Annotated in this window: 19 protein-coding genes and 2 pseudogenes; 11 read left to right on the top strand and 10 right to left on the bottom strand. The window is 64.2% G+C overall.

Annotated features, from left to right (window positions below):
* The first annotated feature begins 330 nt into the window (after positions 1–330).
* Complete coding sequence (locus ACFYOW_RS42310) at positions 331–1,701, top strand: FAD-dependent oxidoreductase (protein WP_387296502.1); 1,371 nt, start codon at positions 331–333, stop codon at positions 1,699–1,701.
* A 346-nt stretch (positions 1,702–2,047) separates the two neighbouring features.
* On the opposite strand, the gene ACFYOW_RS42305 is transcribed toward ACFYOW_RS42310, so the two are convergent.
* Positions 2,048–2,953, bottom strand: coding sequence for an alpha/beta fold hydrolase (locus tag ACFYOW_RS42305; RefSeq protein WP_387296500.1), 906 nt, complete (start codon positions 2,951–2,953; stop codon positions 2,048–2,050).
* Between the two features lie 445 nt (positions 2,954–3,398).
* Here ACFYOW_RS42305 and ACFYOW_RS42300 point away from each other — a divergent pair, with 445 nt between their 5' ends.
* The 4 genes from ACFYOW_RS42300 to ACFYOW_RS42285 all read left to right on the top strand — a co-directional run bounded on the left by ACFYOW_RS42300 (position 3,399) and on the right by ACFYOW_RS42285 (position 6,584).
* On the top strand, positions 3,399–3,719 hold the full coding sequence (locus tag ACFYOW_RS42300; protein WP_387296498.1) for a 2Fe-2S iron-sulfur cluster-binding protein: 321 nt from the start codon (positions 3,399–3,401) through the stop codon (positions 3,717–3,719).
* Positions 3,716–5,005: an NAD(P)/FAD-dependent oxidoreductase gene (locus ACFYOW_RS42295; RefSeq protein WP_387296496.1), complete on the top strand. Its 1,290-nt coding sequence runs from the start codon at positions 3,716–3,718 to the stop codon at positions 5,003–5,005. The genes ACFYOW_RS42300 and ACFYOW_RS42295 overlap by 4 nt, the downstream gene beginning before the upstream one ends.
* Before the next feature lie 65 nt (positions 5,006–5,070).
* The gene (locus ACFYOW_RS42290) at positions 5,071–6,348 is read left to right on the top strand and encodes a hypothetical protein (protein WP_387296494.1); all 1,278 of its coding nucleotides are present in this window, start codon (positions 5,071–5,073) and stop codon (positions 6,346–6,348) included.
* Positions 6,255–6,584: a limonene-1,2-epoxide hydrolase family protein gene (locus tag ACFYOW_RS42285; protein ID WP_387296492.1), complete on the top strand. Its 330-nt coding sequence runs from the start codon at positions 6,255–6,257 to the stop codon at positions 6,582–6,584. The genes ACFYOW_RS42290 and ACFYOW_RS42285 overlap by 94 nt, the downstream gene beginning before the upstream one ends.
* Positions 6,585–6,593: 9 nt before the next feature.
* On the opposite strand, the gene ACFYOW_RS42280 is transcribed toward ACFYOW_RS42285, so the two are convergent.
* Both ACFYOW_RS42280 and ACFYOW_RS42275 read right to left on the bottom strand, forming a co-directional pair.
* Entirely contained in the window at positions 6,594–6,719 is a 126-nt protein-coding gene (locus tag ACFYOW_RS42280) for a hypothetical protein (protein WP_387296490.1), read from the bottom strand.
* Positions 6,720–6,781: 62 nt separating this feature from the next.
* A pseudogene (locus tag ACFYOW_RS42275) lies at positions 6,782–6,928 on the bottom strand (TetR/AcrR family transcriptional regulator); the annotation flags it as partial.
* A gap of 21 nt (positions 6,929–6,949) precedes the next feature.
* On the opposite strand from ACFYOW_RS42275, the gene ACFYOW_RS42270 reads away from it, so the two are divergent.
* Together ACFYOW_RS42270 and ACFYOW_RS42265 are read left to right on the top strand one after the other, a co-directional pair.
* Complete coding sequence (locus ACFYOW_RS42270; protein WP_387296489.1) at positions 6,950–7,879, top strand: zinc-binding dehydrogenase; 930 nt, start codon at positions 6,950–6,952, stop codon at positions 7,877–7,879.
* 141 nt (positions 7,880–8,020) lie between these two features.
* Positions 8,021–8,560, top strand: a complete 540-nt coding sequence (locus ACFYOW_RS42265; RefSeq protein ID WP_387296487.1) for a DoxX family protein — start codon at positions 8,021–8,023, stop codon at positions 8,558–8,560.
* Between the two features lie 120 nt (positions 8,561–8,680).
* Here ACFYOW_RS42265 and ACFYOW_RS42260 read toward each other — a convergent pair.
* The 4 genes and pseudogenes from ACFYOW_RS42260 to ACFYOW_RS42245 all read right to left on the bottom strand — a co-directional run.
* Positions 8,681–8,853: pseudogene (locus tag ACFYOW_RS42260) on the bottom strand (aldehyde dehydrogenase family protein); the annotation flags it as partial.
* Positions 8,854–9,061: 208 nt separating this feature from the next.
* Positions 9,062–10,120 (bottom strand): porin PorA family protein, encoded by a 1,059-nt coding sequence (locus tag ACFYOW_RS42255; protein ID WP_387296485.1) that lies wholly within the window; start codon positions 10,118–10,120, stop codon positions 9,062–9,064.
* Between the two features lie 924 nt (positions 10,121–11,044).
* On the bottom strand, positions 11,045–11,323 hold the full coding sequence (locus ACFYOW_RS42250; protein WP_387296483.1) for a hypothetical protein: 279 nt from the start codon (positions 11,321–11,323) through the stop codon (positions 11,045–11,047).
* A gap of 314 nt (positions 11,324–11,637) precedes the next feature.
* Complete coding sequence (locus tag ACFYOW_RS42245; protein ID WP_387296482.1) at positions 11,638–12,567, bottom strand: SDR family NAD(P)-dependent oxidoreductase; 930 nt, start codon at positions 12,565–12,567, stop codon at positions 11,638–11,640.
* 157 nt (positions 12,568–12,724) lie between these two features.
* Here ACFYOW_RS42245 and ACFYOW_RS42240 point away from each other — a divergent pair, with 157 nt between their 5' ends.
* From ACFYOW_RS42240 to ACFYOW_RS42230, 3 genes are all read left to right on the top strand, one after another.
* Positions 12,725–13,045, top strand: coding sequence for a 2Fe-2S iron-sulfur cluster-binding protein (locus ACFYOW_RS42240; RefSeq protein WP_387296480.1), 321 nt, complete (start codon positions 12,725–12,727; stop codon positions 13,043–13,045).
* Positions 13,045–14,298 (top strand): NAD(P)/FAD-dependent oxidoreductase, encoded by a 1,254-nt coding sequence (locus ACFYOW_RS42235; protein ID WP_387296478.1) that lies wholly within the window; start codon positions 13,045–13,047, stop codon positions 14,296–14,298. Before ACFYOW_RS42240 ends, ACFYOW_RS42235 begins: the two co-directional genes overlap by 1 nt.
* A gap of 81 nt (positions 14,299–14,379) precedes the next feature.
* The gene (locus tag ACFYOW_RS42230) at positions 14,380–15,054 is read left to right on the top strand and encodes a TetR/AcrR family transcriptional regulator (protein WP_387296477.1); all 675 of its coding nucleotides are present in this window, start codon (positions 14,380–14,382) and stop codon (positions 15,052–15,054) included.
* A gap of 157 nt (positions 15,055–15,211) precedes the next feature.
* On the opposite strand, the gene ACFYOW_RS42225 is transcribed toward ACFYOW_RS42230, so the two are convergent.
* Entirely contained in the window at positions 15,212–15,778 is a 567-nt protein-coding gene (locus ACFYOW_RS42225) for a hypothetical protein (protein WP_387296475.1), read from the bottom strand.
* Positions 15,779–15,799: 21 nt separating this feature from the next.
* The gene (locus ACFYOW_RS42220; RefSeq protein WP_387296473.1) at positions 15,800–16,090 is read right to left on the bottom strand and encodes a hypothetical protein; all 291 of its coding nucleotides are present in this window, start codon (positions 16,088–16,090) and stop codon (positions 15,800–15,802) included.
* 243 nt (positions 16,091–16,333) lie between these two features.
* Here ACFYOW_RS42220 and ACFYOW_RS42215 point away from each other — a divergent pair, with 243 nt between their 5' ends.
* A complete protein-coding gene (locus ACFYOW_RS42215) occupies positions 16,334–16,597 on the top strand; it encodes an Lrp/AsnC ligand binding domain-containing protein (RefSeq protein ID WP_387296471.1) in 264 nt (87 codons plus the stop codon).
* Between the two features lie 8 nt (positions 16,598–16,605).
* Here ACFYOW_RS42215 and ACFYOW_RS42210 read toward each other — a convergent pair whose 3' ends face one another.
* A complete protein-coding gene (locus ACFYOW_RS42210; RefSeq protein ID WP_387296469.1) occupies positions 16,606–17,868 on the bottom strand; it encodes an Lrp/AsnC family transcriptional regulator in 1,263 nt (420 codons plus the stop codon).
* Positions 17,869–17,984 lie beyond the last annotated feature (116 nt).

The raw sequence follows: 17,984 nt of genomic DNA, 5'->3' as shown, positions 1-17,984 counted from the left end.
GCATCGACAACGCTCCAGCCGCCTGAAACTGCCTGGTTTGAAACAGTTTTCACAGGTCCAGCGACGCACCGGCGCACAGACGGCAAGAAGACGTCAATGACAGAATCGATCAGACGCGAGTCGCGCAACGCCGCTCCAGCCAGGCACAAGGAGCCGACCGACTCAACGTTACCCATCGCACGAAACCAGCGACGCTTACCAGATTGACCCCTTCTCGGTAAATAGGATACTTTTCTATCGGCAGCGGGGCTGTCACATTGCACCTACGAACACGACCAGGACTCACCGCCGCTTTTGCGAGTCGGGTCTATGCCATGCGAGGAGAAACCGATGGACCGCCCACTGCGCATCGCGATCGTCGGTGCCGGACCGGCCGGAATCTACGCCGCCGACGCGCTGATGAAGTCCGATGTCGAGGCGAGTATCGACCTCTACGAGCGCATGCCGGCCCCGTTCGGTCTGATCCGCTACGGCGTCGCCCCCGACCACCCGCGCATCAAGGGCATCATCACCGCCCTGCACAAGGTGCTCGACAAGCCGCAGGTCCGCCTGCTCGGCAATATCGACTACGGCAGCGACATCGATTTGGCGACGCTACGGCGCTTTTATGACGCGGTGATCTTCTCCACCGGCGCCAACGCCGACCGCGCCCTGGGCGTCCCGGGTATCGATCTGGACGGCAGCTATGGCGCCGCCGACTTCGTCTCCTGGTACGACGGCCACCCGGACGTGCCGCGCACCTGGCCGCTGGACGCGGAGAAGGTCGCCGTCCTGGGTGTGGGCAATGTGGCGCTCGACGTGGCACGCGTACTCGCCAAGACCGGCGACGAACTGCTGCCGACCGAGATTCCGCCGAACGTCTACGAGGGCCTGCGCAACAACAAGGCGCTCGAGGTGCACGTCTTCGGCCGCCGCGGTCCCGCGCAGGCCAAGTTCACCCCGCTGGAACTGCGCGAACTCGACCACTCGCCGACCATCGAGGTGATCGTCGATCCCGAGGACATCGACTACGACGAGGGCTCGGAGGCCGCGCGCCGCCACTCCAAGCAGGTCGACATGGTCTGCAACACCCTCGAGCAGTGGGCCATCCGCGATGTCGGCGACCGCCCGCACAAGCTGTTCCTGCACTTCTTCGAATCCCCGGCCGAGCTGATCGGCGAGAACGGCAAGGTGGTCGGCCTGCGCACCGAGCGCACCAACCTGGACGGCACCGGCAACGTCAAGGGCACCGGAACCTACAAGGACTGGGACGTCCAGGCCGTGTACCGCGCCGTCGGCTACCTGTCGCAGAACATCCCGCAGCTGCCGTTCGACGACCAGGCCGGCACCGTGCCCAACGAGGCCGGGCGCGTCCTGGTCGACGAGGGCGCCGACGGCGCCGCGCGCTATCTGCCGCAGACCTACGTCACCGGCTGGATCAAGCGCGGTCCGGTCGGCCTGATCGGCCACACCAAGGGCGATGCCAACGAGACCATCGCCTGCCTGCTCGACGACGCCGCCTCCTTCACCCCGGCTGCCGAACCCGATCCCGAGGCCGTGACGAAGTTCCTCGAGGACAAGGGCATTCCGTTCACCACCTGGGCCGGCTGGTACCGCCTCGACGCCCACGAGCGCTCGCTTGGCGAGCCCGAGGGCCGCGAGCGGGTCAAGGTCGTCGAACGCGAGGACATGCTGCGCGCGAGCGAGCCGCACAAGGTCTGAACACCACGCTGCATTCGAGAGCGACGGAACCGTTCACTGAGCGGGTTCGTCAGTGTCCTCCATGAACGACCTGAGCTCGACGTCACTGCCGGAAATCTGAACGACTGCAAGACGCCCGGCGAAGCCAACATCGGCGCATATCGCGGGAGACTCATCGCCCGCGCCTGCTCTGCATCGAGGATCGCCTTCCGCACCGGTTCAGCACTGGCAAATAACCAGCATACGCCGGTGTGGCGGGCTAATTTCCCGGAAACCACACCACCGGTACCCGACGATGCGGCGACTCGAACCGCGGACACGCTCGACAAGGCCGGCCTCGACTTTCACCGCGATGGCGGCGAGCACATCACCGGCTTGCGCTGCACGCCTCGGAGTGTCCCCAGTCGGCCAGAAGCGCACGCAACGCGGTGATGAGCGAAAGCGGCTGATCCAGCATCGGATGATGGCCAGCTTCGGGGATCTCCACCACCGGCGCGCGTCTGCCGAGCAACTCGTACATGTCGTCGCTGATGGTACGGGTCAGCAAACCGTGCTCCGCACGCAAGAGTGCTACCCGGGTGCCGACGCGTCGAAGCATCTCTGGCCGAGGCTTCGCGTTGCCGAAAATCTTCGGATCGAATCGCCACTGCCAACCGGCCTCCGTACGAACGAGCGAATGGCGTGCGATGTGGTCGACCACGAACGGCAACGAATTCGGCTGCTCGGGAACCGTCCGGAAATGCCCGAGCGCGGTCTCCGGATCCGGATAGGTCCGCAGTGGCCCGAATGCTCGTCGGCTCGAAGCTTCCATCTCTTCCGGGCTACGCTCGCGCACAGGAGAATCGATCACGATGACCCCGCCGAGCAGATCGCCGGCCTCCGCGCCCGCGTTCAGACTCACCCAACCGCCCATGCTGTGGGCGATGACGACCGGGCGCGGGCCTATCTCCGGCAAACCGCAGACAGCCACTAATTCCGCCGTCCAGGACCGCACACTGTACAAGTCTCGTCGGCCACTGCGGCCGTGCCCGGACAAGTCGATCGCGACAACCCGGTAATCACCGAGCATCGGCGCTATGTGGTCCCACCAACGGCTGTGTGCTGCGCCGCCGTGGACCAGAACCACCCCTGGTGCGCCGGGACGTCCCCACCAGCGCAACGCGATCGAGACGCCGTCGACCTCGATGCTCTGTTCCTTCCTCGCTTCCCGCACCGATCGCGCGAACCATTCCGGAACCTCGGAGACGACGAGCCCCGATAACCCATGCGACATATTTTAAGTGTACTTAATCCCCGTTCCGAGAGCCAGGTTGCCGACCAGAGTCGTGCTACACCGCCTCTTTCGGCACATCGAACACAAGCGCCTCCCGCATCGACATTCGGGGCTTGGAACGGCCACATCAGCCAACGCGACGACGCGCGTGTCGATTGCCGCCATTGCGACCGGGGAGCGCACCTAACCCAAACCCCTTGCAGTGCCGTATATTCGGCCCCGAGAGACGGCAGCACGTACTGCACCTGCAGAGCGCAGTACAGGGCGGAATGCGCGACAAAACCGGCGCCGCACCACACATCAACGACGCCGAAGCACCTACGCCGCGCCCCGACCCCGGGAAATCTTCGAACTTGGGCCTGTCCCTACCCGAGAAGAGTGTACTAATATCGAGCACACCCGGAACATGGGAGACCGAGAAACGCAAGGAAGTGGAGGCCGACAAGTGCCAGTGGTTGTCTATGTATTGCCTGGTGGCGAGCGCCGCGAGATCGAGGCCGACGACGGCACCAGTGTCATGGAGACCGCAGTCGGCAACCTGGTCCCCGGGATCCTCGGTGAATGCGGCGGATCACTGTCCTGTGCCACATGCCATGTCTATGTCGACGAGACGTGGTCGGATCGGCTTCCGTCGAAATCCGACAACGAAGTCGACATGCTCGAAGTCACGACAGCAGAGCCCACTTCTTTCAGCAGGCTGTCGTGCCAGCTGAAGTGCAATGCCGGATCCGACGGCATCGTCGTACACATTCCGGACGAGCAGTGACGAGCACTGCGAGCAACCCGGGCTCGGGAAGGGTCGTCATCGTCGGTACCGGACAGGCAGGTTCGGATACGGCCGCAGCGCTGCGGATGGCCGGCTACCCGGGCGAAATTTCGATGATCGGAGAAGAACGTTCGTTGCCGTATTCGCGGCCGCCGCTATCGAAGGCATATCTGCTGGGGGAAATCGGCTCCGAAGATCTGCTGATCCGCCGCGCCGCGAGCTACGAGCAGCAACGGATCGAAGTGCGGACCTCGACGCATGTCGACGCTATCGACTCCGCCCGGACAGAAGTCGTCCTGGCCGACCGCGAGCGAATTCGATACGACAAGCTGGTACTCGCAACAGGCGGAACCCCGAGGCCCCTGACAGGTTTCGATGGGATGCGCGCCCGCAACGTGCATACGCTGCGCACCTTGGAGGACGCCGACCGGCTGCGGACGCACCTCGTGTCGGGAGCCCGTGCCGCTATCGTCGGCGGCGGGTATATCGGACTCGAATTCGCGGCTGTGGCCCGCTCGAAGGGCGTGCAAGTTACCGTCTTGGAGGCTGCGGAAAGAGTCCTGGGCCGGGTGACGGCACCCGCGATGTCCGAGTTCTTCGAACAGGTTCATCGCGCCGAAGGCGTCGAGATCATCGTGAACGCGCAGGTGGCGGATTTCGATACTTCCGACTCCGGCGACGTCACCGCGATTCGCCTGCTCGACGGCACTCGCATCGCCACCGATTTCGTCTTGGTCGGCGTCGGCCTGGCCCCCCGAATCGAATTGGCAACCCACGCCGGCCTCGCGGTCGACGACGGCATCGTCGTCGATCCGGCCATGCGGACATCCGACCCCGACATCTACGCGGTCGGCGACGTCGCGCGGCATCCCGACCCGACCCGCGGCGGCATGCGCCGTTTGGAGTCCGTGCCGAATGCGCTCGAACAGGCGCGGATCGTCGCAGCGCACATCAGCGGCACCCGACGCCGTTATGAGGCGCCACCGTGGTTCTGGTCCGACCAATACGATCTCAAACTTCAAGTGGTCGGGCTGTCCGGTGGCCACGACCGCGCGATCGTGCGTCGAGGCTCGAGCGACAGCCGAGCCATCACCGTCTTCTATCTACGGCGCAACGTCCTCATCGCCGCGGACGTCGTGAATCGTCCCGCCGACTTCGCCGCAGCGCGAAAACTCGTCTCGGTCGGCGCTGTGGTTGATCCGGACCTGCTGGCCGACTCGACAGTTCCGGTCCGAAGTCTGGTCCAGTCCGCATCCGCCTTCCCCGGGCTGCGGCCACCGGCGTAAGCAACGTGGGCGCGGTCCACTGACCGAGCCACAACTTCACTGTGAAGGAAGAGAGGAGTCACCACATGATCGAAGCTTCAGCACGGGAAACCCGGATTCTGGGCCGAGTCACCGGCGCCACAAATCCGGAGAGCGCAGAGTTGCTCGACGACGGCGAGACCTTGATCTTCGGCAACTGCGCCATGGTGATGGGCAACCCGCATCACCGCGCGGGTCGAAGCCTCGTATATCTCGCCGGGCAAGCATTCATCACGAGGGCCCGGATCGATGAACAAGGCCGGATCACGGTCACCGAACGCCGGCTGGTGGACAATCTGACCGGCACCCTGGGTACCGAGGTCTATCGAAACGGTACCGACCGCTGGCCGGCCGGTACCGGCCTGACGGCCTGCGGAGGCAAACCGTTTGCCGTCGATGTCGACGCCCCGCTGGGGACCGATGAGGAAGCGCGACAGCAGATCTACGCCTTCGATCCCATGACCGGCGAGCCGCGCGGGCGGATCGCGCTGTGGGCAGGGTCGCCCTTCGCCGACGCTGTCGGACACCACGTCGAGATGCCCAACGGCATAGCGGTCGCCCCGAACGGTGACATCTATCTTGCCGATAACCCGAACACCAACCCCGAGACCGCGGTACCACCACCGGTGCCGTCCTGCGTCTACCGCATTCCCCGGGAAAGCATCGACGGCCTGCTCGAGGACAGCGCCGCAGCGGCCGGTGCGGTACAGGCTGTCGAATGGGAGGGATGGTTCAACGGTGTGGCCGCATCCCCCGTCGACGGCAGTGCCTGGGCGGTGACCTCGTCCTACCACGATCCGCTCAATGGTGCGGTAATCCGTTTGGAAGCAGCGGATTTCGCTGCTGGTCGGCTGCCGGAGCCGTTCGTCCGAGATCTGGGGATCTGTGACGGTGCCGCTGTCACTCGCCGCGGAACGGTCTTCGCGACCAATCCGATCGCTAAGGAGGTTTTTGTCTTCCCCGTCGGCGGCCCCCCCTCAGCGCCTGACCATCGACGGCGAGAAGCTGCCTGCGGCGAATCCTGCCGACATCAATGTCATCTACCCGAAGTTCCTGGGCGGGGAGCCGGCACTGACCGTCGGCGACATCGCAGTCGGATCCGATCCCGGCAGCGCGCAGGTTCTCGTTCTCGATATCACCGGAACATAGGAGCAACGATGGACGCCATCGCGACCGTACTGGAGCTGTGCGCCGCGGCCAATGCGATGGCAGTACACAAATCGAGTGGCTCGTGCATCGCGTCGCCCAGGCCGACGGCGGCACGGTATTCGCCGAGCGCACCGACCGCTTCCTCATCGGCAACACCTGGGTCTCGCTGCCGGTGACGGGCGTATTGGAGGTCCGCGATGGCAAGATCACACACTGGCGCGACTACTACGACCCGAGACGGTTCGTACACAGATGCGGACCGCCGCGAGGCCGCGCTCTGAGTACACCTGTGGTCGACGACGCGAGTTCACGTTTCGGCCGATTCGGCCAACATCTCCGAGGGCACGCGGACCAGCGCAGGACCCCGCTCGGTCTGCGGTTTCGGACTCGCGACCATCGGCCCAGCGCGTGATCGACTCCATCACTCCGCCTCGGCAGCGGCGATCTGAGATGCGGCGCTCGGATAGACATTGCGATGCAACTGGCCATGCTCGATGACATACCGCATCGGACGGTCCAACCGAACCATTGGATCGTCACTGTCCATGCTTCCGAGCCAACCACGAAACGACGCCACGATGCCGCACCGATCGCGCTGTCGCGATCCGCGAAATGACGGTAAAAGCTCTGCCGGCTCACCCCTGCCGCAATGGCAATGTCCGGCACGGAGATCGTCTCGATTCGACGTGAGGACGCCAATTCGACTGCGGAGCTTCGGATCAGCGCCCTGACACGCTCGGCGCGCTTTGGAGTCATTAGTGACAGAAAGAGGAGGACATGAAGGCATGGCGCTTCACATCCGTAGACGTAGGACTGACCCTGAGTGACGTCCTCAGTCCCGAGCCAGGTGCCGATGAAATACTCATCGATGTCCGGGCGGCAGGCCTGTGCCATACCGACGTCGGCATCCTGCAGGGGCACGGCATGCGACCCCCCTTCACTCCGATCACGCTGGGACACGAGATCAGCGGGACCATCGCGCGCCTCGGCGCCACCGTCACCGGATGGAATGTCGGCGATCGCGTCGCGGTCATCTCCGACCCGACCGGCCCCGGCATCAGTCGCAACGGGGGTTACGCCGCGCAGGTCATCGCACGCCCGGACGAATTGGTCGCGGTACCGGATGCGGTCGATGACGCGGTGGCCGCGCTCGCCACCGACGCAGGCCTCACCTCCTATCACGCAGTGCTGACGCAGGCGCGAGTCGAAGCGAATATGAAGGTGGGAATAATCGGGCTCGGCGGACTCGGCATGATCGGCGCACGCATCGCTTCCGGGGCAGGAGCCGAGGTGTATGCCGCCGACATCAAGCAGTCTCTGTTTCCCGTTGCGGCAGAACAAGGCGTATCGGCCTGCTCGACCACGATTACCGACTTCACCGACAGGCAACTCGACGTCATCATCGACTTCGCAGGTATGGACACCACCACTGATGCCTTCAAAGCGATCCGCCCGGGCGGGCGCGTGGTGCAAGTCGGAATCGGCAAGCCCACCGCCACCGTCGAGCTGCTCGACGTTCTGCTCAAACAGCTCGAGTACGTGGGTTCGATCATCGGCACCCGCGACGATCTGGCCGGTTTCCTAGCCCTTGTCGCCGAAGGCAAGGTCGCCCCTCTGGTCGAGCGCATCGGCTTCGATGATATCGGCGCCGGACTCGAACGCCTCGAGCGCGGCGAGGTCGTTGGACGTCTCGTGGCCGTCCTTTGAGCCGTCCCGAGCCGATTTCTTCCTGGTAGAGCCGAAGCCGGACGAACGAATCGCGGCACGTTCACCCTGATGAAACACCGACGAACGGCACACTCGCTGCCGGCCAGTGCCTTACTAATACGACAATAGAAAGAGAGGCCAATGAACAACCACGAAACGCATGACCGACGGGGTGCGGCAATCGCGTCCCTTCTCCTGCGAGGCGTGATCGGCGGGACACTGATCGCTCACGGAGTGAAGCACGGGCGCAGTTTGAACGGCACCGCCGGCTGGTTCGGGTCGATCGGGTTCCGGCAACCTCAGTTGCAGGCGAAAGCCAGTGCCGCGGTCGAAATCGGCGCCGGAGCAGCGCTCGTCGCAGGGGCAGGCACACCGCTCGCCGCTGCCGCCGCGGTCGGTACGATGGCCGTCGCCGCACGCTCGGTACACCTGCCCAACGGTTTCTTCATCACCGCGGAGGGCTGGGAGTATGTTGCCAACTTGGCGACCGCTTCCGTTGCTTTGGCCGGAATCGGACCCGGCCGGTGGAGCGTCGATCATCTGACAGGCTGGGATCGGCGCTGGGGCGGTAGACGCGCCGCGGCCACTGCAGCCACACTCGGACTTGTCGGCGCGGCAGCACAATTGGCGGCATTCTGGAGAAAACCGCAAGCCTCGCAAAACGATCCAACCGACAGCTGAACGGAGTCGGGGCAGGCGACGGCTCTCCGCTCCGGCTCCGATCAGCTCGACCAGGAACCTACGCGCTCGAAAACGTGCCGGTGGCGCCCACAGGGTACCCGAGCGAGATACCCGAACCACGGTGCATGCCTCACCGTTGTTGCGCATCTCGGCTGCCATCGCCCCGTCGACCGCTGCATCGAGGTCGGCGTCGGCGAACACCACGAAAAGAGCGTTGCCGCGAGTTCCATCGAGGTCCGCAGAACACGCTGAGATGCCTTCTACAGCAGGACCTTTCCCACACCGGTCGAGCCGCAATCTCCATAGGGCCCTCGCACAGTGATCAGCCCGGACAACCTCGTGGTTGCCCGGGCTGATCGGCGATACGGGCTTGCCGTACGTGCGCACCGCCGGAGCCGTTGTACGGTCATGTCGGCACGGACAGCAGCGACCGTCGGCGCGTCCGGATCCCGACTGCGATTCGCAACACCACCAGCGTCGCCACCAACCCCTCGCCAGGTATCAACGAGATGCGTTGCCTGAGGACACCTTTCGCCATCGGAACAACCCGATGGCGACGAGGGCGACGCCTATCACCAACATCGAGATTGGGCCCCACACTCTCAAGAGTGAGAGCACAAGTGCGTTTTTGCCAAGGGTGTGGGCGGCAGAAGCGACCTCCGAATCAGCGGTATGCAATTTGACTGTCGAAAGTGGGAGTACAGGGACATCCTTCCCGTCGACAGGAATCGATGCGTACATCCTTTGCGTCTGAACCGCCTTGAGCGGTGCACCGAACCGTCGATCTACTGCCACGTCTACGACGTTCTTGCTGGTAAAGTGAACATCCACCATTTCCGGAACTGACGACAGGCCGGCGGAAAGCGCTTCGCGAGAAGGCTCGGGCACTACGCCTGCCTGCAGAAGGGCAGCGACAGCAGCCTTCGGCAGCTGGCTGGGAAAGCTTTTGAACTGACCGAGAATGACAGGGCTCGCGATTGGCCCTCCCGCATCAACCCGGTATTCGTAGACATCCCGCCCTTCGAGCTTTGTCTCGGCGATGAACTTCGCTGGCTGCGCAGTCCGAGTAACCGGATCATAAAGAGTGGTACCGTCTTTCGGCGGATTCATGGGCCAACCGAGCACTACCCCCTCATGCTGTTCGAAGGTTGCTCTGTCGTCGCCGGACACCAGACCGCTTGCTTGTCCTTGACTGATATTTACGGGGGTATAGTCCACTCGACTGATTGCGTATGTGTGGACATCCGACTGCTTGGAGCCGTCGGGAAGCTTCATCAGCGCCTTGCTGGTGACGATTGCCGTGTCGCCATCGACAGTGTCGACCCGTAAGGAGCGATCCGCCGTGATAGGCATTTCCGGAGTCAACAGATGTGCGAGGTCGTTGGCCGCGAAAGCGGCAGGATCAACCGCTTGCATCGTGCCCTCATATTTCTGCGATTGATCAAGATCAGCGGGCAGCTTCATCAATCCTGGCAGCACCGCGAACCTGATGATGGCCGCTGCCAGAACGAGGACAACCCCCACCGCCAGGCACACAACGGATAGTTTACGGACAAGCATTGCCGAGCTCCTGATCTTGAATGGCTGCGCGTGACATCATGCGGCACGTCATCGGCCTCGATATTGTTTGAAAGTCACGGCGCAACGAGAGGCGATGAAAGGCCATCTCGCTAGAAATTCGCGCCGGACCAGTCTTATGACCGGGATCACCATATCTCATCGACACACATGAGTCGCCGGAACGCAGAAACTTTCCCATCGGTTTCTCGGAACGTTCAAGAGTCACTGCCAACGCCGTGACGGAAACTGCTCCTGCCGAGATACCCTGGCGGAGCACCGATGATTCCGTAATCCAGTGGCTGAATACGCTCGGAACTCCAGGTTCGGCAGCGTGCCGCAACGGCTATCTGCATCCAGGGGTAAACGGCGCTCGCAGCACACGCTGTTTACCCAGCCTGGATAGTGGACGTACCCGCACCGACCGCTCATGAATCAGCACTAACGCTACCCGCCGACGAAGCGAAACTCACCGCCCGCAGGCTGGTCGCGCAGATCATGTTCCTCGACGCGAAGCGGAGACCACATTGATTGCACGCGACACAAACTAAAATTCGTCACGCCACCCCTTCGAAACCGTCACGAAGAAGAGCGCGTACCTAGACGTCGGCCTCGGACAGCTCGGTCATCTTCGTTATTGTGGCGGGCCCCGACCACCCGCACGGCAGCGCACAGGAGCCGACGGTAGTCACCGTGACCCGACCGCTCGCGTCGTATCTCGCCACGATGAAAGCAGTTGCCGTGTAGCCACATTCGGGGCACACGCCGAAGTAGTTCAGTATTTCTCGCCTTCGTTCTTCCACAACGACGTCCGGCGACTCCGGGACAGCGTTGTCCGACCGAGTGTTCCCACGATGTTTCATACCCGTGTCCTCCACCCTCTCGAGATCACCCCCGCCATTCATACGCAGATAGCCTCGAACCGCCTCAAAGAAGGATTTCCGAGGCTCCGCCGCGCTTGCGTTCACCGGTTGTTCCCGAATTACAGAACAACTGTTCGCACGGCAAACGCGGGAGAGTACCGAGATCACAGGACGACTCAGTCACAACCTCGATCTCTTCCGAACGTTTGTACGCCCAGTCGGCGCAAAATGCCAGGGCTGCCGAGCGTGTGGCACGGAAATCGAGGGCCATACCTCCCAGCCAAATTCTGATCTGCACGTCATCGTCTAAAGTACGCATATCGAAGAAGCCATGGGTATTCACACTGCACTCATCGGCCTGTACCGCAAACGGCATAACGAGATAGCTTAGGGCAGCTACCGAAGTTGAATAATACGTTCACTGAACCGCCAGCCGTCGAACGTACGCACATACCTATCCGCGTACCGCGGAGATTCCCACAAAGTCCACGCATCGTTCACATTCTGAAGAAGGAGCATATCGAGGCTCCCGTGAGTCTCGCGGGAGCCCATCCAAACTGTGGGGGCGCCGCCGATGCGGAAAGTAGGCCGACACCGCATCCGCGGCTTCGTCAGTAGTGAACTGAACGTGCAATCGGCGTGACCTACGTGCCGCAGTTAGAGGTTAGGGAGGTTGGGCGCGACGGGGCACTTGCTGATGTCACCCGATCCGTCGTGCACCCATGCCGTCTGCTCGTCCAACTGCTTCGCTTCCATAGCGTCCGCGATGATGCGCTCGGCACGGCGTCGGGCGAAATCGACGGACGCAGGATTGGTGACGATCAGCTCGCGGCCAGCCAACAGCCCGTCGAACGCGATCCTCGCAACGTCGGCCGTCTCCTGTAGATATGGCGTGACGGCCGATGCGAAGTCGGGGGATGCCGCGATGAGATCGCGTATCTGCTCGGTGTGCACCCAGCTGGGGGCGAGCGTCGAAACGGCGACTCCGTCACCCTCGAGGTCGCGACGTGTCACCTCGCTGATCGCAAACTCTGCCTGCTTGCTCAGCGTGTAAGCGCTGATTGGCGCCACGTGGGGAGGAACCCCCAACGAATGCTCTGACCCGACATTGAGGATGTAGGCCGGGCGGTCGCTCGCGGCGCTCCGGCGCAGGTCTTCGGCGAAGGCCTGGATCATCCACACGTACCCGAGCACGTTCACGTCGATGATCTGGCGGAGTTCGTCGGCAGCGATGTCGGTGATCGCGCCTGCGGGGTTGCCGCTCGCGGCATTGTTCACGACGATGTTCACCGCACCGAAACGCTCGCGCGCGAAGGCGGCCAGACGGGTGACTTCATCGCGATCGGCGACGTCGACCCGGAACCATTCCGCCTCTCCTCCGGCGGAGCGGATTCGTTCGACGGCGTCGCTCGCGTCGGATCGCTCGGCGATGAGCACCCGCGACCCGCGCTTCGCCGCTTCCAACCCGAGCCCGAGTCCGAGGCCCCTTCCGCCGCCCGTGATGACGGTGACCGAGTTTCTTAGATCGTTCATTGCTGCCTCCTTGCAGGCGATGCTGATCGCAGGACGCGATGGCCGCAGGCGCATGCTATGACACCGATCACCCAAAATTCAACAGTTGAGTCAGTTATCGCGCAAGAAACGTCTATGTAGTGGCAAGACTTGAACTTCCTCCTTGACTCATGAGTTAATTACGACTGCCGGGTCGATCCGCGACCGGCAAGGACAAGGAGGTCCACGGATCATGCCTACTGTCGAATTCGTGCTGCCGGGCGGGGAGCGCCGCGTGGTGTCAGCCGATGAGGGGTCCACGGTCATGCAGACCGCTCTGAGCAACTTGATTTCCGGCATTGTCGGCGAGTGCGGCGGCGAGTTGTCGTGCGCCACCTGCCATGTCTTCGTGGATGAGACATGGATGCCCGTTGTCGGAGGTTGCGGCCCCGAAGAGACGGACATGCTCGAAGTGACAGCAGTCGAGCCCACCGAATTCAGTCGGCTGTCGTGCCAGATCCGCTGCACCGCCGAGACGGACGGCATCGTGGTGCACATTCCGGAGACGCAGTAATGACCATTGAGTCCCGAAGTCCAGACGTTGTCATCATCGGCGCCGGCCAGGCGGGGGTAGAGACCGCAGCGGCATTGCGCATGGCTGGCCACGACGGAGGGATCACCGTCATAGGCGAGGAGGCCGGCGCGCCCTACTTCCGCCCGCCGCTTTCGAAGGCCTTCCTGGCCGGAACGGCCGAGCCGGCCGAGCTCACCTTGCGTGGCACCGACTTCTACGAGCGCGAGCGTATCCATCTCCGCACGGGGGTCTCGGCCGCAACGGTGGACACTTCGAAAAGGACCGTCGTTCTCGCCGACGGGCAGCACATCCCGTTCGGCGCCCTCGTGCTCGCGACCGGTTCACGTGCACGGCTGCTCGTCGACGATTCCCTCGCGCAGGCGAGCAACGTGCTCTATCTGCGGACAATGAACGACGCAGCGGTGCTTCGCAATCGGCTCACCCCAGGTGTTCGGATCGCAATCATCGGTGGCGGGTACATCGGGCTCGAGATCGCATCGGCCGCGAAACAGGCCGGAGCCGAGGTCACTGTCATCGAGGCGGCGGATCGCGTACTCGCGCGTGTTACATCCGAGCCGGTGTCGGAGTTCTTCCAGCGGTTACACCGCGAGGAAGGGGTGGAAGTGATCACAGGGGCGCGCATTGGAGGCTACGGAATCGACGTCGCAGGCGACGTCTCCGCTGTGATGCTCACCGATGGACGCACCATCGAGGCCGATTTTCTTCTGGTCGGCATCGGGGTTGTCCCGCGCACTGAACTCGCAGAACAGATCGGCATCGAGGTCGACAATGGGATCGTCGTGGACGAATACCTACGCACATCGATGCCTGGCATTTACGCCGTCGGCGATGTCGCACGGTATCCGTGCCCGCAGCATGGCGGGTTGCGTCGGCTCGAATCGGCGCCGAATGCCTCGGAGCATGCCCGAACCGTCGCTCAGAACATTCTCGGGACGTCGACTCCGCTCACAGCCCTGCCGTGGTTCTGGTCGGATCAGTTCGGCCTCAAGCTGCAGTCCGTCGGGATGTCAGCGACCGCGGATACCGTGGTGAGCCGCGATCTCGAGGATCCACGCCGACTCGGCGTCTTCTATCTTCGGAACGGCCGGTTGATCGCAGCTGACCTCGTGGGCTTCGTTGCCGACTTCGCGGCCGCCAAACGTCTCATCGCAAGCGGCATCGCCGTCGACCCGGACCTCCTGGTCCGATCGGAGGTTCCGTTGAAGTCGCTGCTCAGCCCGGCTGCCGTATGATCGGCCGCGGCACCTCGTTGATCGGGGTGTAGATTGAAACGTCACCCGCTCCGCACCGAGACCCGCAGGGATGCCACTCATATGACAGCCTCCGCTCGTCGTCCTCGCGGTGAGAGCCGTCGCAAGGAGATTCTCGAAGCGGCGCTGCAGGAGTTCAGTCTTCGCGGGCTCCAGGCGGTCAACGTCGAGGACGTGGCGAAACGTGTCGGCTGCAACAAGTCGCTCGTCTATTACTACTTCGAGAGCAAAGACAAGCTCGGCGAAGCGGTCATGGATGAGATGATCACCTACACGCAGGCGTTGTGGGCGGACCTCCGATCGTATTCGTTTGCCGAGTGGGCGCGCACAACTACTGAGTGGTCTCGCTCGCATCCGCAAGATCCCTGGGTGCGCCTGCTGGTGCACGAGGGCCTCGCAGACGACGGACATGCTATCCGCGAAGCAGAACGGACGCGGAGCCTCGGTGAAGCTGTGCGGACGGTGGTGCGCGCGCAGGGGCGGGGCGAGATGGATTCGAGTCTCGACCCCGAGTTCGTCGCACTGCTCGTCCTGTTTCTCTCCATTAGCCCTGCCGTGGTACCGCATCTCGTGCGGATGATGACAGGCAGCTCCCCGGGCGAGTCCGCGTTCCACGACCGCTATGCCGTCTTCGTGGACGAACTCATTCGCAGGCTCGGCCCGATCCCGTGCGCCTGCGCGAACACGACCGACGCTACCGACGACGGCGGATCCGCACGCACCCGGAGCGCCCACTGATCAGCGGTGCCGCGTCGCGTCGTTGAGCGCACCCCGGCGACGGACAAGCCGTCGCCGGTCGGAGCAGCATCGCGGTCAAGACTCGCGATCCCGCCCATCAGGTCGATCCCGACGGTGACCGTAGCGTGGTCGGCGCCCGGATCGCGCAGTCGGCCGATCAATCTTCGATACTGTCCGGATCGTTGTCGACCCGTTGGGAGACAACGACTTTCCCGGTTTCGGCGACGACGATCGCGACCCAGTGGAACTCCTTGGCGACGTCGATTCCCACGACAAACTGCCATGTAACCCTCACTCGTTTCGGCGGGCGTGCGGTGCGCCCCCGCTCCGCCGGCAACGCCCTACACAGCGATGGGCCGCAGTGCCTAATCAGCGGTCGGAACAAGGGTGCGGGGCAGGGGGCCGAGCCTCCTGAGCCATCGAGGGCAGCATGCATGAAAGCCATCCCTGCCCCGCCTGCACACCCCGATCCTTCCGGACGACCGGGGGCACATCTGAAAGGTAGGGCAGTATGAACCACCGGGTATCCCATGGCGATCTCGACCAGCGACTGCTCCGGGGATCCGGCCGCCGCCGCCTCGGCGGCGACCAGGCGTTCGATGCCGTCGAGCATCATCGCGCGCGAGCTGTCGGAAAGGTGCGCAGTGTCATCAGTCAGCACTTCGGCGGAATCCGGAATGATGTTGGAGCGCGTGCCGCCGTGCAGCGCACCGACATTCAGCACGGGCGAGCCGGGCCGGGCCGTCTACCGGGCGGTCATGGACCGCAACCGCAGCAACAGCGATGCCGCCAAGGTCAGCGGGTCCACGGACAGATGCGGGCTGGAGCCTTGGCCGACGCCGTCGAGCACCACGCGGATCATATCGCAGGCCGCCATGATCGGCCCGCCCTTGCTCACGATCAGGCCCGCGGGCAACGGATTCACATGCTGGCCGAGCACGATGCGCGGGCGCGGAAACCGCTCCAGCAGACCGTCGTCGAGCATGTGGCGCGCACCGTCGCCACGCTCCTCGGCGGGCTGGAAGATCGCCACCACGGTGCCCGCGACGGGCTCGGCGGCCAGCCGCGCACGCGGGATCGCCGGATATCGGCAGCGGTAATGAGGGAGGGCAGGATTTCGACCGCGGGACGCCGTTCAGCGAACGGGATCTGGATTTGATCAAAGCCCTGTAGATCAATCCGTGCCCCCCGTGGGCCTTGATCGGCGCGTCCCCTCGGCCAGGACGCCACCGCGGTCGCGCGCCGTTGGCAGCAGCTCACCGCATCCGGCGTCGCCTGGATGACCGCCTACGCCCCGGAGCTCGCCACGGTCGTAAATCTGCGCGTGCGCTGTCGCCCCGACGTCATTGCCGCGCTGAGTGAACGGTTCTGCGCGTCCCCGTGCGTGCTCTCGGTCGAATACGTCACCGGCCGTTTCGATTTCTTCCTCACCGTGGCCGCCGCGTCGACGGGCGCGCTACACGATTTCGCGACGCGATGGCTGGCCGGGTCTGCTGGACCGGCTCGGTCAGCAGCGATCGCAGCACTGGACGGCCGGTGGTGACTTCAGCCTCACGGCCTTGGCCGCCACTCTCGCAGCTCGGCGACCGCAGTCGAGTGAGGAACGGCCTGCTCGGCGGTGGCCCCGCCCGAAATCGCGGAAATTCCCTCGCGAGTGCCGGTCACACGCAGATACGCCGTCGAATCGCGGCGTCGTGCGCTCATATCCACCGCCGCGACAATCAGCGCCGCCGAATCCGTTTCGGTGGTCCGCGCGGTGCGTAGCCGTTCGACGAGGGCGTGCTGCGCCAGCGTCGCCGACCGGTCCTGCCAGCGGCCGATGGGGATATTGCGGATATGGCGGCCCGTCGGGTCGAGCAGGTGGCCGCCGATCTTCAACGGCCACAGCGAGATCGCGCGATCGCGGATCGACAGGTCGCTGATCTCCGAGGCCAGCCGTTCCTCGAACGCCTGCAGATCCGGCATCGAGCGCAGCCAGACGGTGAAGACGAGATTGCGGGTGCCGGTCGCGGCCGAGCAGGACCGGGTCTCCCGCATGCCCGCGATCCGGGCGCCGACGTCGTTGATGCGCGCCAGAGGTACCGAACCCCAGAACGTCACGGTCAGTGGCCATCCCGAGGCGAATCTGGCCACCTCGCAGCTGAAGGCCAGGGCATTGTCGGCATCCAGGCGGGACAGCCTGCGCGAGACGGTGGTCGGGCTCATCCCGGTCCGTTCGGCCAGCGCCGTGACTGATTGGCGGGGGCCGTCGCCGAGTGCGCGGACCAGCGGCATGTCGTCGGAGCGGACGGAGCCGTGACCCGGTGCGCGCCGGGCGGACAGACCCAGCGCGTGAGCGTACTTGCTGCCCATGCGATCCAGCCGCCACCGGCTGCTGTCCTTGAACCGGGCGGTCGCCACCTGGGACCGGGTCGCCACGATGCCGTCCAGCGTGCCGAGCCGAAAGGTCAGGTAGCGGGCCAGCGTCTCCTGATCGGTGAACACCGCCCGGATCAGCAGATCCCGCGCGCCGGTGGTGTGATCGAGGGCGATCACATTGCCGTCCAGGGCGAGCTCGGCCGACACCTCGTCGATTCGTCCCGGCGCGCAGTCGATTTCGACGATGGCGGTCAGCGGCGCGATGCCGTCGACGGCCAGTGGATAGCAGCTCTGCCAGACCAGGCCCTCCTCGGTCAGCCGCGCCCAGCGTCGGGCGGCGGTGGAGCCGTCGACGCCGAGCACCCGCCCGATCTGCTGCCATTGCGCGCGCGGCGCGATCTGCAGGACAGCCGCGATTTCGTAGTCGATTTCATCGAGGGCGGTGAATTCTTGCAATGCAAAACCATTCTTTGATGAGTTTCTGTGTTTTTCGGGTCGCCGGGAACCTGGGCGGCATAGTGGTGCGACCGCGACCGGCACAGTGCCGCGCCCGCGGCTTCCACCTCGAAATA

Origin of the sequence: Nocardia sp. NPDC006982 (assembly GCF_042869435.1) — a bacterium.
Classification (GTDB): Bacteria; Actinomycetota; Actinomycetes; order Mycobacteriales; family Mycobacteriaceae; genus Nocardia.
Note: the sequence above shows the minus strand (reverse complement) of the source record. Positions and strands in the feature narration are given on the sequence as shown.

What these genes read in the sequence shown, in the direction of transcription:
- ACFYOW_RS42255 (WP_387296485.1), bottom strand. Translation starts at nt 10,120, where the DNA reads ATGCTTGTCCGTAAACTATCCGTTGTGTGCCTGGCGGTGGGGGTTGTC.
- ACFYOW_RS42230 (WP_387296477.1), top strand. Translation starts at nt 14,380, where the DNA reads ATGACAGCCTCCGCTCGTCGTCCTCGCGGTGAGAGCCGTCGCAAGGAG.
- ACFYOW_RS42235 (WP_387296478.1), top strand. Translation starts at nt 13,045, where the DNA reads ATGACCATTGAGTCCCGAAGTCCAGACGTTGTCATCATCGGCGCCGGC.
- ACFYOW_RS42280 (WP_387296490.1), bottom strand. Translation starts at nt 6,719, where the DNA reads ATGGACAGTGACGATCCAATGGTTCGGTTGGACCGTCCGATGCGGTAT.
- ACFYOW_RS42310 (WP_387296502.1), top strand. Translation starts at nt 331, where the DNA reads ATGGACCGCCCACTGCGCATCGCGATCGTCGGTGCCGGACCGGCCGGA.
- ACFYOW_RS42305 (WP_387296500.1), bottom strand. Translation starts at nt 2,953, where the DNA reads ATGTCGCATGGGTTATCGGGGCTCGTCGTCTCCGAGGTTCCGGAATGG.
- ACFYOW_RS42270 (WP_387296489.1), top strand. Translation starts at nt 6,950, where the DNA reads ATGAAGGCATGGCGCTTCACATCCGTAGACGTAGGACTGACCCTGAGT.
- ACFYOW_RS42265 (WP_387296487.1), top strand. Translation starts at nt 8,021, where the DNA reads ATGAACAACCACGAAACGCATGACCGACGGGGTGCGGCAATCGCGTCC.
- ACFYOW_RS42245 (WP_387296482.1), bottom strand. Translation starts at nt 12,567, where the DNA reads ATGCGCCTGCGGCCATCGCGTCCTGCGATCAGCATCGCCTGCAAGGAG.
- ACFYOW_RS42240 (WP_387296480.1), top strand. Translation starts at nt 12,725, where the DNA reads ATGCCTACTGTCGAATTCGTGCTGCCGGGCGGGGAGCGCCGCGTGGTG.
- ACFYOW_RS42215 (WP_387296471.1), top strand. Translation starts at nt 16,334, where the DNA reads ATGACCGCCTACGCCCCGGAGCTCGCCACGGTCGTAAATCTGCGCGTG.
- ACFYOW_RS42290 (WP_387296494.1), top strand. Translation starts at nt 5,071, where the DNA reads ATGATCGAAGCTTCAGCACGGGAAACCCGGATTCTGGGCCGAGTCACC.